At 49.4% G+C, this 12,881-nt stretch carries 8 protein-coding genes and 1 pseudogene; all 9 read right to left on the bottom strand.

Annotation, left to right across the window (positions count from 1 at the left end; all coding sequences use genetic code 11):
- Positions 1-2 precede the first annotated feature (2 nt).
- Positions 3-1,313: pseudogene (locus LX59_RS03105) on the bottom strand (MFS transporter); the annotation flags it as partial.
- Positions 1,314-1,404: 91 nt separating this feature from the next.
- Positions 1,405-3,870: a TonB-dependent siderophore receptor gene (locus LX59_RS03100; protein WP_144570388.1), complete on the bottom strand. Its 2,466-nt coding sequence runs from the start codon at positions 3,868-3,870 to the stop codon at positions 1,405-1,407.
- Positions 3,871-3,967: 97 nt separating this feature from the next.
- Positions 3,968-4,921 (bottom strand): FecR domain-containing protein, encoded by a 954-nt coding sequence (locus tag LX59_RS03095; RefSeq protein ID WP_246118661.1) that lies wholly within the window; start codon positions 4,919-4,921, stop codon positions 3,968-3,970.
- Positions 4,921-5,484, bottom strand: a complete 564-nt coding sequence (locus LX59_RS03090; RefSeq protein ID WP_144570387.1) for a sigma-70 family RNA polymerase sigma factor — start codon at positions 5,482-5,484, stop codon at positions 4,921-4,923. Before LX59_RS03090 ends, LX59_RS03095 begins: the two co-directional genes overlap by 1 nt.
- Position 5,485: 1 nt before the next feature.
- The gene (locus tag LX59_RS03085) at positions 5,486-6,127 is read right to left on the bottom strand and encodes a DUF4198 domain-containing protein (RefSeq protein WP_211354809.1); all 642 of its coding nucleotides are present in this window, start codon (positions 6,125-6,127) and stop codon (positions 5,486-5,488) included.
- A gap of 14 nt (positions 6,128-6,141) precedes the next feature.
- Entirely contained in the window at positions 6,142-6,828 is a 687-nt protein-coding gene (locus tag LX59_RS03080; RefSeq protein ID WP_144570386.1) for a hypothetical protein, read from the bottom strand.
- Positions 6,829-7,250: 422 nt separating this feature from the next.
- Positions 7,251-8,396 (bottom strand): elongation factor P maturation arginine rhamnosyltransferase EarP, encoded by a 1,146-nt coding sequence (gene earP, locus LX59_RS03075; protein WP_144570385.1) that lies wholly within the window; start codon positions 8,394-8,396, stop codon positions 7,251-7,253.
- Between the two features lie 74 nt (positions 8,397-8,470).
- Positions 8,471-11,020: a glucans biosynthesis glucosyltransferase MdoH gene (gene mdoH / locus LX59_RS03070; RefSeq protein WP_144570384.1), complete on the bottom strand. Its 2,550-nt coding sequence runs from the start codon at positions 11,018-11,020 to the stop codon at positions 8,471-8,473.
- Positions 11,013-12,536: a glucan biosynthesis protein G gene (locus tag LX59_RS03065; RefSeq protein WP_211354820.1), complete on the bottom strand. Its 1,524-nt coding sequence runs from the start codon at positions 12,534-12,536 to the stop codon at positions 11,013-11,015. The genes mdoH and LX59_RS03065 overlap by 8 nt, the downstream gene beginning before the upstream one ends.
- Positions 12,537-12,881: the final 345 nt, after the last annotated feature.

The following is a 12,881-nucleotide window of genomic DNA, read 5'->3' as shown; positions in this document are numbered from 1 at the left end:
GGTAACCATTGCCGTATCCGCTGCGAAAACTCGGGTACGGCGCAGCACAGGTAAATATTAGCCAGCGCATTGAGCAGCGCGACCAAAAAAAACAGCTCTGGGATACTTAGGCCCAGCCCGGTTAACACAATCATGGCTAAAATCGCGGAACCCAGCATAAAGACGGCATTGAGGATATTTCCGGCCGCAATCACCCGGGTACGCTCTTGCTCTTGGGTGCGCTCTTGGATCAAGGCATACAGAGGGACAATATAAATCCCGCCGAAAATACCCAGCCCTAAAATATCCAACAACGCCCAGATGATCCCAAAATCTTGGGTTAGCGCGGCCAATCCAAGGCGCATCTCAGACACCGGCACAATAGATGCCGAGTGCCACCACAACAGCAGGCCGAATACACTAAGCCCCAAGGCACCGAGGGGTACTAAGCCGACCTCTACCTCCAAACGCCGCCCGGACAGCCGCTCACACAGCAGCGAACCCAAGGCAATGCCTACAGAAAACAGCATCAAAATCAAGGTGACTAGGGTTTCGTCTCCTTGCAATATCTCTTTGACGTAGGCGGGAATTTGGGTCAGATAGAGTGCGCCGATAAACCAAAACCACGAATTACCCAGCAAAGAACGGGAAATCAGCGGCGACCGAGATAACCCTAAGCGCAAGACACTTTGGGTTTCCCGAAACAGATTCAGATGTAGCGGTAAACCCGGAACCGCTGGAGGAGCTGGTGGAATCCAACGACTGGCCAGATACCCTAATACGGCAATCAGTAAAACGAAAAAAGCCACCCATTGGGCATAGGCTTCACCCGCTACCAGTAAGCCCGCAAATAAGGAACCCCCTAAGATCGCTAGGAAGGTGCCAGTTTCCACCAGCGCATTGCCGCCTAACAGCTCTTGGCGCTGCAAATGTTGCGGCAGAATCGAGTACTTAACCGGCCCAAATAGAGCGGACTGAGTGCCCATCAAAAACAGCGCCACCAGCATTAAACTCAAATGGCCCCATAAAATGCCAATAGCGCCCAATAGCATAATCAAGCATTCGGCCAGCTTGAGTAGGCGCATGAGCTGATCCTTAGCCATGCGCTCACCCAATAATCCACCCAAAGCCGAAAACAAGAAGAACGGCAGAATAAATAGCAGCGCACAGAGGTTAACCAGCAGGCTAGAGTCCAACTCGGTGCCGAGCTTAAACAAAGCCGCCAAAACCAATGCCTGTTTATAGAGGTTGTCGTTAAAAGCGCCCAGCATCTGGGTGATAAAAAAGGGCAAAAACCGCCGACTGCGCAGTAGGCTGAATTGGGACTGGCTCATAGGACTCCTTGATTCGATTGAGTACGCGACCCAAAAGTCCATAGTCTAAAAGCAGTTTATGGCCTTAACTAGCCAACCCCATTCACTGCGGTTAAAAAGTATATTTCATGGTCAAAACAGCATTACGTGGGGTTCCGTATACATTTGTTCCATAAGTTGGGCTGCCAGAAATACTTTGATAATACTTGCGGTCTAATACATTATTAAGATTGAGGCGGGTATCAAAATATTCGCTCATTTTATAACGCAGCATTAAATCAATTAAGGTATAAGCATCCTGCTCAATGTAATAGTCAACACCATTGCTTACACCTTTATTATAAATAGTATTCTGCCGATACAAACTACCGCCTACATACCACTGATTGAGTGCACCCGGTAATTGGTACGTCGTAGATATTTTTAAGATATGCTGCGGAATATCCGTATCATAGAGTGATCCTTCTCTGCTTTCATCAGCATCTTGCTTATATTTAGTGGACACATAAGTATAACCTGCTCCAACTTGCCAATTAGGCATTAAAGCTCCGTTAATTTCCAGATCTATCCCTCGGCTACGTACTTTTCCTGAAGCCTCGTAACAGGTGGTATAGGGATATAAAGGACAGTCATTGGCCTGATCAGCCACTGCTTGAGCACGGTTTTTTTGATCCAATTGGTAGATGGAAATACTGGCATTTAATGCGCCATCAAAGTATTCACCTTTGAATCCCATTTCATAGTTTTTACCGTCAATAGGCGCAATAACATTGCCACTGCCATCGGTACTGCTTTGCGGCTTAAAAATATCTGTATAGCTGGCATAGATGGAGTGATTTTCGTCTAAATCATAGATTAATCCTGCATAGCGGGTTTCTTCGCGAGTTACTTTATACTTGGTGCGCGTACCATAGGCTTTCCATTTATTATCAAAGTCATACCAGTCCAGACGGCCACCCAAAATAAATTTCAAATTATCGGTTAAGTTTAAGCGCGTAGTTAAATAAGTACCCGTTTGCTTGCTATGTTCATTATTTTTATAACTGGATTGATTAACTTCTGGCTCAGATACCGCATTAGCATCCCAAGTATAGATATCTAATACAGAGCGAGTAATTGTGCCCCCACCGTGACCATCAAAATAACTTTCACGCTTACTTCCTCCAACAACTAACTCATGCTCACGCCCCAATAATTGAAAGGGGCCGCTGGCAAAAAAATCATAACTACTTTGGTCGCTGACATAATCATACTTTCCATAGCGCTGATTATAAGTATCGTCGCTATTCATACCGATATAGGTTCCGCCCATATTTAACCTAGACCAAATTTTAGTGGCCGCAAAACGCAACTTCCAACCGTTATCAAAACTATGGTTTAACTCACTAAAAGCAAAGGTAGTGTCTTTATCCCAGTATTCCCATTCACTGCCCAAGTTAGTGGAGCGCGGCAGGTGCAAACTGTTTCCATTGCGGGCAACTGGTAAAGCACCCCAAGCAGTGCCGCCATTGTTTTCTTTTTGATAAGAAGCCCCGAACGTCAGCACCGTTCTAGTCGAGAGATCGGCTTCGAGAATGCCGTAAAATAAGGAACTCTCATTCTCTTCATAATCGCGAAAACTGTCCTTATTTTGATACACCAATACCGTGCGCCCACGAATGCTACCGCCGCTGTTTAACGGGCTGGAGGCATCTATTTCGGTGCGATAATCATCCCAACGACCAGCACTGCTGGTAATGGAAACACGCGTATCCGCTGTAGGTCGCTTCCGTACCAAGTTAATTGCTGCTGAAGGATTACCCGCGCCCTGAACCAAGCCAGTAGAGCCGCGCACAATCTCCACTCGGTCGTACATGGCCATATTGGCTGAGGCGATGGCATCGTCGTTGGGGTAGCTCTGACTGGTCGGTAAACCGTCGTACATGATGTTGTCGATGTTAAATCCCCGAGCGTAATAGTACGCCCGCTGCGGACTGGTCTTTTGTACGGTAATGCCCGGCGTTTCCTCCAATACATCGTTCAGGGTTTCGATCTTGCGGTCGTCCATCCTCTGGCGAGAAATAATGGTGATGGACTGCGGCGTTTCCCGAATGGACAACGGTAGTTTGGTCGCGGTGCTCATGGGGCCGGTGGTGTAGGAGCCTGAATCCTCAGTAGTCGCGCCTAAACGCTGGGTAGCCGCTACGGAAATATTATCCAACGCCATGCTGCTTTCATGGCTGGGAATGACTTCAAGACGGGCAGTTTTGCTGTCCAAAAACTGCACGGCTAAACCTGTGCCCTTTAAGAGCAGATTAAAGCCCTGAGTAATCTCATACGCCCCCTTCAATCCTGCACTCTGCCGTCCTTGGGTCAACCCAGCCTCAAAAGAAAGCACAACGCCGGCTTGGCTGGCATAACGGCTGAGCGCTTGTCCCAAAGGCCCAGCGGGTACATCAAACTGGCGTATTTCTGCCTTAACCGATGCACTGTGTAGCACTAAGGGCAGGATTAAAAATCCAGAAGACAGGCTCAATGAGGTGCTAAGCAACGCAGTAACCAAGGGTTTAAGTACCGCATGGGGCACAGGGGACGACATGGGATGGGACTCCTTAGAGATAGGAATTTATTTCATTCGCTAAGGAGTCGTATCAGAGGACTAAAATCGACAATGCCGCCGAAAATTTTTTCAGCCGTTAGACAGGTGGCTGTAAACGCACCCAGTAGTGCGTGCGGGAAACCAGTACCACAGGCAAGGCCCGACTGATGGCCATGAGGGCTTGATCGGTATTATCCAGCGGAAAAACACCCGAAATGCGTAAGTCAGCCACAGTAGGATCGCAGGATAAATACCCCGGCCGATAGCGAGAGAGTTCGGCTAATAAATCCTCCAAACGCCAATTATCAATCACCAATCGCCCACGCAGCCAATCCGTAGCAGTAGAATTTAAGCCGTTCACCTCAAGTACTCGCTGAGTATTAAAACGAGCCGATTGGCCTGCCCGCACCATATGCTCAGCGCCTCGATGGGGGTAGAGGTTGACGGCATGTTCTAGCACGTTCACCTCCATATGCTCTGGATATTCGCGCACCACAAAGCGTGTTCCCAGCGCTTGAACTAAGCCATCACGGGTCATCACCCAGAATGGACGTGCCATGGAATCAGGAGCTGTTTCTACAAGAATCTCCCCGGCCAGCAAACTGACTTGGCGATGCTGCTCATCAAAATGAATATCTACGGCACTGGCTGTATTCAGAGTCAGACGCGAACCATCATCCAAGACCAATAATCGACGCTCACCGGTAGCACTGCGCTGATCCGCCATCCAATGAGTCCAAGGTAGTTGTCGGGAAACGCCCCACAATAAAGCGGAAGTGCCTCCCGTCAATAACAAAGCTTTGAGGGCCGCCCGGCGTCCTAAATTCGGTCTGTCCTGAATCATTTGATAGGCCAAAGGGCCCGTAACGCCTTGTAATTGTTGTTGTAATTGCTCCAATCGTTGCCAAGCCCACCGATTTTCTGGGCATTGCTGACACCAATCTTGCCAAGCTTGCCGATCTTCAGCGCGCACCCGTTCTGCTCCTAACACGGCGCTCCAATGGGCCGCCATACGCAGAGCCTCACGCTGTTGTTGGTTGTTTATACTCATCAGAGGTCGGCATCCAAAGCAAAGAGCAAACATTGCTCCGTGGCTTTGGCTATGTACTTAGTCACAGAGCTGACGGAGACTTCCAACTTCTCGGCAATTTCGGCGTAACCCATGCCCAAAAGCTGAGCCATTAAGAATGCCTGCCGAGTTTTTTCCCCTAACCCCAATAACATGGCATCCAGTGCCAATAGGGTTTCCATAAGCTGCACACGGCTTTCCGGTGAAGGCTCCTCAAGCTCTGGTTGGGCGGCCAAAGCCTCCAGATAAGCACGCTCTAAAGCCCAGCGCCGAAAGTGATCCACCATGACCCTTTTGGCGACCGTTACTAAGTAATGCCGAGGCTCTCGCAGCTCCGGCAAACGGCCATTGAGTAACCTAAGGTAGGTATCCTGAGCCAAATCGGCCGCATGGTGTGAGCAACCCAGACGCTGACGTAACCACCCGACTAACCAACCTTGATGGTGCTGATACAGCTGGCCAACTTCCTGATAGTGATCGGATAAATCAGCGTCTGAATTTTGCTCTGTTGAAATAGGCCGTCCTTCAAGGGATAAGGGCTGCATTTCAGCCCTTTTCTGGAACCAACAAGCTCAGGGTATGAACATAACGGGTCTTCTCGTAGGTTTTACCCTCTTGCTCCCCCTTAGCCTCTACCGTATGAGCCACCTCTAACACATAGATTCCCGGCCAAGGCGTTTCAAGGGTGATTTTACCTTGCTCATCCGTACGGAAGGATTTGCTCCATTTTTGCGGAGATACAGCCGTCACTTCAGTCTTAGCAAGCGGCTTACCTTGGAACATCAGAGTCAGGGTATTGCTGTCAGCAGCTTCAGGCACTAACTCCAGCGTTAGACTGTCATCCGCTTTAGTCTCATGGCGACCGGCTTTAGCATCAAAAATCACACGAGTGTCTTTATGCACTAAAGCTTTGCTTAAACGCACGTCCGCTGAGCCGCTGGTGGCAAAATCAAAGCTGGAATCCTTAGCTTGGCTGTCCAGTGTTTTCCCGGCTTGCAGTGCTTTTAAGCCTTCAAAGCGCTTTAGTGGGCCTGCTTGGGTTTCCCGCACATCATCTACAAACTCACCAAAATAAGCTTGGGTCAGGCTGTCACTAGGACGCTCCAACCACAGCATGTGCGCCTGGGCAAAGGGCGCCACTAACACCAAAGATGCCAACAGAGTACGAGTACGGCTCATTGCGAACATAGGTTTAAATCCTCTTATTTTTTAGTAGGTTGCTGTTGTTCCACCGCACTCAAAGGGGTGCTGATATCAAAATTACCCATCCAAACGGTCGCGCTGCTGCTGGTATCTACCAAGCGGAACTCGTAGGTTTGGGCATCAAATTGGTCGGCAGCAGGTGGTAAGGCGGTAAAGGTTCCCTCTAAACGGTAAGAGCCGCCCGTATTTCCGCTGGAGCTGCTTTTTTTACTCGTCCCCCGTGAAGATCCTCCGCCTAAACCGGAACCACTGCGTTGGTCTGTAAACTCCAATTGCCGCGCCCGAGTCTTCTTAAACTCAGCCAGTAAACGGTGGGTGAACAAAACCTTATCCATCACCAGACCATTTTCTAAAGTGAAATAACTTTGATCTAAGACGATACGGGCTGGGCCACCTCTGGTGTCCACACGCGATGCATTGGGAATATCAGCCACCATATGCCGAGCCATGGCGCTAAGGTTTTCGTCCGATACTTCAATCATGCCTGGGGTTTTCTCCCCTTCTTGAGTACCAGCTACTGCACCTGTCACGGCTTTAGCCGTTGCATTAGCTTTGGCTTCTGCCTCATTTGTAGACTGAACTAAGGCTAAGTATTCGGCCTGTGTTTTTTGTGCCGACTGATCTTGTGATGCACAACCGGCCAATATGCTCAATAGAAGACTGCTCAACACCCGCATTTTTTTCACAAACAAATCCTCGTCCTTAGTATTCAGCCTTGTTGCTAAGCCAAACCTTGATTATTAGCCCAGTCCCCGCGACTTATTACACGAAAGAAAGCTTTTCTAGCATTATTTAATAATAATTATTATCAAATTTAAAGGCATTAACCCTCATATTAGAGAGATCATTTCAAAGATAAGATTAACTAAAGAATACGAACCTACGCAGGTTGTAGGTTATGACCTACAAGAAATTGGGCGAATCACCGATTTTTTCTACCCAAGCACTACAGTAAAGTGAGTCTCAACCAAGGCTAAAGGATTAGCAAAGCAGCCAAGGCCGGTTGCTAGGAACCTCGCAGGATAGCGACTCATCAGGACGATGCCTCATGGACGTGGGAGGCACAAAAAGCGACAAGTTGTACTTGTCGCTTTTTGTGCTTTCTATTTCAGAATTGATCTGTTACAAATTTAACCAAGGCGCTGGCTAAATCTGGGCGGTGACTCTGTGTATCCAACCAAACAGCAGCACCCTGCGACCAATCCTGCTCATACGGTTCTAATGCAGACCAAGCCTGCTCCAACCCCTCAAAAGCGTTCCAAGATCGCCACAACTGCCACAGCGCTGTGGCAGCACTCGGTGGCATGCTATGGGTGTAATGCTGAAAAAATGCCTCTAATTTTCCCCAATGGGCTTGATCCGACTGAGGGTAAATATGCCAAATCAAGGGTACTCCAGCCCATTGAGCGCGAATCAGCGAATCCTCCCCCCGCACAATATTTAGGGAGCAGCACCACAGCAGACGATCGTAATCCTCCTGAGTTAAAAACGGCAAAACCCAAAGATGTAATGAACCTTGCTGAATATGAGTTCCCGGACAGAGGGCATCCACTCCTAATGCCATCGCAAAGCTGGTCAAAACCCGCCCTTCAGGAATCAACAAATGCGTCGGCTGGGTAGCTTGTTGCAGCAACTCTAGCCAAGGTTTAATCCCGGGAGTTTCATAGGCAAAAACGGAAATTAGGCGCTCATTGGGCGCTACAGATATCCCTAAGTCCGCCAAAAAACGCTGCTGAGTCTGAGGCTGAGCCTTGAAGGTGTTCCGCTGATCTAACAGAGCAGGCTCCCGTAAGACTCCGCCTGTCTTAGGCTGTACCCCCGGGAAAAAAAAGAACTTCTTGAGCCCTGAAGATTGCAGAGAAGCTAAACCATGACAGTCTGCCACCCAATCCTCTGCACTCAGATACTCCAAATTAATCCAAGTCGGTGGGTTAGGCTGAGCGGCCATAGCCGCAATAAAAGAATCAGGTAGCGTGCATCCAAAGGCTTCAATCACCACCGCTTCGGGCTGGAACTCTATAAAAGCCTCTTTGCGCCAATGATGGATCGCAACGCCCTGATGCTGCTGAACAACACATCGAGGATTAACCTCAGGGCAAAGACGTGCAAAGCTATACAGATCATCCACCCATAAACGCACCGCGTATCCGTGTTCAGCGACTAACTGACGCGCTAAACGCCAACAAATGCCAATATCTCCAAAGTTATCAATAACGGCGCAAAAAATATCCCAGCGCTTTCCCACATGCGGCATCAATACCTCCCAACTCAGCCTTTAAATAAAAACACCTGCCTAAGCAGGTGTTTTTTACGGCGTAGTTTCTGCTATTAAGAACCTGTATGGGGCAAGGTTCCCGTTTCAGCCAACTGCTGCTGGGCAATGATCCAACTTCTGTAGGACGGATTTGCCCAAATTTTGCGGTGCAGACGTGCCATACCCCGAGGATCACTCAGCAAAGTCCAGTGCACCTCAGAAGTGACTCCAGGGCCAGCTTCTAGCACCTTGGTAATCCGTGAGTCACGCAGTGTTTCCGCTGCCCTCACCGATTTGGCGTGTCGCGCACGTCCCATGCCACAGACTAAAGCATTCAGCAAAGGCTCAACAGCCGCGCGTAAAAAGCCTTGGGTGAGCTCATTAGCCCGATTGTGTTGGCAGTACTGATCCGTGGCTAATAGCTCACGCGGTGGTGAATACTCTTCCGGGATTAGGAACAGTTGATAGCGGCGTGCTGCAACCCCATAGCAAGCACGACTGGAATACACGGAGACTGGAACCGAGAGAATTAGGGAAATCACAATAGGCGATAACCACCACAAGAAGCCGGCATCCAACTCTGCAACACCCACCATCCAAACAACACCCAGCAATACTTGGGAACCGTGTCGGGAAAAGGCTTCACTCCAAGGCGTTGCATCATCGTCCCGTTTAGGAGAATTCCATTGCACCGACCAACCCAAAAACGCGGCGGTCACGAACACCGTATGGAATAACATCCGCACCGGAGCCAGCAATACGGAGAACAGCATCTCTAACAGCATGGACAGCAACAGACGGAATTTACCGCCAAACTCCTTAGCGCCTTGCAGCCAAATCAAAATGACACTGAGTAGTTTCGGTAAGAACAACAGCACTATGGTGGTCGAGAACAGAGCAATAGCCTCATCCGGTCGCCATTGCGGCCAAACGGGGAACAACTGTTTCGGCTGGAAGAAGTACTGTGGCTCCATCAATTTGTGTACGGCCAGCAACGCGGTCGATAACACTAAAAATAAGAACCACAGGGGCGCTGATAGATAAGACATCACACCCGTTAAAAACACCGCACGGTGTACAGGGTGCATCCCCTTAACAAAAAACAACCGGAAATTCATCAGGTTGCCGTGACACCAGCGTCGATCCCTTTTTAACTCATCCAGCAAGTTCGGAGGCAATTCTTCGTAGCTACCGGGTAGGTCATAGGCAATCCAAACGCCCCAACCTGCGCGCCGCATTAATGCAGCCTCCACAAAGTCGTGGGACAAAATAGCGCCCGCAAAAGCCCCTTTACCCGGCAAGGGAGCCAAGGCACAGTGCTTCATAAAGGGCTCAATGCGAATAATGGCGTTGTGTCCCCAATAGTGGGATTCACCTAACTGCCAAAAATGCAGCCCTGCGGTAAATAACGGCCCATACACCCGCGTAGCAAACTGCTGCAAACGAGCATACAGGGTATCCATACCGGAGGCTTTAGGAGCAGTCTGGATGATACCTGCGGTCGGATTGGCTTCCATGAGTTGCACTAAACGCTTCAGGCAATCACCGCTCATCACACTGTCGGCATCCAAGACCACCATATAGCGGTACTGACTGCCCCAACGACGGCAAAAATCGTCGATATTGCCACTCTTACGCTTCACACGGCGACGACGTTGACGATAAAAAATACGTCCATGTCCATCCACTGCGTCACACAGTTCTAACCATGCTTTTTGCTCAGCGACACACTTATCTGGGTCATTACTATCGCTGAGGATAAATACATCAAAGTGCTCAATCTGCCCGGCTGCTACTACCGACTCATAGGTGGCCCGTAAACCGGCAAACACACGGGAAACGTCTTCGTTGGCAATTGGCATCACCAAAGCGGTCCGTGCTTCAGGAGCTATGGGCTCATCACCCGCCGAACTGGCACTCACGCTGTAACGATCCCGCCCAGTCACCAGTTGCCAAAAGCCCATTAAGGCCGTCCAAAAGCCTGCTGATACCCAGCAAAATAAAATGGCAAACAACAATAAGATGCTGGTTTGCAGTACATAGGGCAGAACTTGTCGGAAGGACTCCCCCCAACCCTGATGGGATATCTCTGCCAAATCAATCAAGGCCCACCCTTGATAAGGCAGGACTTGCTTCATATACCAGATCGCGACACTACTCTGGATTAGCATCAGTACCACTAGCACCAAACGCCGCCGGGCACCCACCTTGCGCCAACTGGACTGATCATCGGGTTCTGTGGTCGATGTTGAATGCTGCTCTGAGGATTGCCCGGTTAAACGCTGCCACAAACGCACAATGGGGTTGGTACGCCAAGGCTCCGGCACCATAGGCGCTCGAACAATAGGAGGAGCTGAACGAATCGCCGTATGTCCTTGAGCATCAGAGCACAGCAGTGACTCATCCTTAAGCTCTGATGGCCAACCCAATAACAGACGGGCTTTAACAGACTCCAACACAGAGCCTTCTAGGACTCCGGCCAAGGCAGCATGGATTGCTACCAACTTCTCCTCATCCGAGGTACAGGCTGCAAGACGGGCCATTAAGTCGGCCCGCACCTCCACAGAGAGGGGTAACAAATCTAAATAATGATCGGGAAGCGCGGTTTCCATAGGTTTATTCATTAGCTGGCAACTGATAGCTCCAAGTTTCAGTCAAGGTTTTTTCACCCTCGACCAATGCAGCTCGCATTTCTACGGGCTTAGAAGCGTCCTTAACTTTCAGGCGTACTATTAAACGCCGCCCTTGATTGACTGGGTTATAACGCACTGAGGTCTCTACTAAATCGGCATTATTTCCCAAGCTAACCTGTGCTGCCACTTCGGCCTCTGGAGGCAGATTTTTTAGGGCAGGCCCTTCAAAATCCACGATATAAGCCGTACTACCGTCCGATTGGCGGATGAGATTGGATTGTTTGATATCGCCTGTAGATAGACGAGTCTGGCTTACCCAAGCCAAATCTTGGCTGTGCAGTGCCGGCTCATTGAGGGTAAAGCGCAAACGGTATTTAATGTCGAGGGGTTTACCCTTTTCAGGTAGCTGATCGGGTGTCCAGAACGCCACGATATTGTCATTGGTTTCATCCGGTGTAGGGATTTCTACCAGCTCGATACGACCCTTACCCCAATCACCGACTACTTCAACCCAACCGCTGGGGCGCAGATCATAGCGGTCTTCTAAATCTTCGTACTGGCTGAAATTGTGGCCGCGCTGTAGCAAACCAAAACCCTTAGGGTTTTCGACCGTAAAGGTGCTTACCGATAGGCGCTTAGGGTTATTCAAAGGCCGCCATAACCACTCACCATTACCGGCATGAATGGCTAAACCATTACTGTCATGCAGTGCTGGGCGATAATTTACTTGGCGGCTAGGCTGATTAGGCCCAAACAAATACATACTGGTCAGAGGAGCGATGCCGAGTTTAGCTACGTTGTCACGCAAATACACTCGCGCCTCAACATCGACAACGCTGTCCGGGCCGGGGGTGATTTGAAAACGGTACGCGCCCGTGGCACGGGGCGAATCCAAGAGCGCATAGATGATTAGGTTACGTCGATCAGGCTGAGGATATTCGATCCAAAACTCTTTAAACCGAGGAAACTCCTCACCAGAGGGCAAAGCCGTATCAATGGCTAACCCACGCGCAGAAAGACCATACACCTGATCTTTACCCACAACGCGGAAGTAACTCGCCCCTAATAAAGTGACTAACTCATCCAAACGGTCAGGAGTATTCAGCGGATAGCGCACTTTAAATCCAGCAAACCCTAAACCCGCTACAGCAGCAGGATCTACCGTTAGGCTGCCAAAATCGAAATAATCTGGGCTGTAGGAGATTTCTTTGACTTGAGTAGCTGTGATTTCGTTGATTTTCACCGGAATATCAAAGTGCATACCCTGATGATAAAAGTTCAGCTTAAACGGAGTCTTATCTTGTCCCCAGTAGGCCATATCATCTTTAAAACGGATTTTTTGATAATCCGCGAATTTCATATCCCGAAACAAGCTGGGTAAATTGCTTTTCGGGGTCTCAAAAGCTCTTCCAGCCAGCTTTTCTGCCTGAACAGAGACATCATCCAGACTAAAGCCCCATGCGTGGGAGGCCAGCATACTTAACGCTGCCGAAACACCTAGAGCCATCATTTTGAGTTTGGCAGGCTTGCGGTATAAATAGTGCAACAACGCAGTCTCCTGATCGGTGTACAAACGCATGCCCAACACAGGGGCACGCTCTAGTCGTTCTATGCTGTCCGACCCCTTACAACCCTAAGGGGTTCCATTGAAATATCTCAGGGCGGATACAAGCGCAGCAATCATAGACATCTTCTGGCATCTTGGAAGATAGCTAAGCGCATTGGAGAAAATAAAAAGCCATTAAGAGGCCATATAGCCCACCTGACCGAGCTAAAACACCCACTCTTTGGGCTTTACATACAGAAAACGAGTTAATAAACAGTTACCTTGATGAAGCTTTCGGAATAATCA

This window comes from Azomonas agilis, from assembly GCF_007830255.1.
Lineage (GTDB): Bacteria > Pseudomonadota > Gammaproteobacteria > Pseudomonadales > Pseudomonadaceae > Azomonas > Azomonas agilis.
This window is presented reverse-complemented; position numbering and strand designations above follow the sequence as displayed.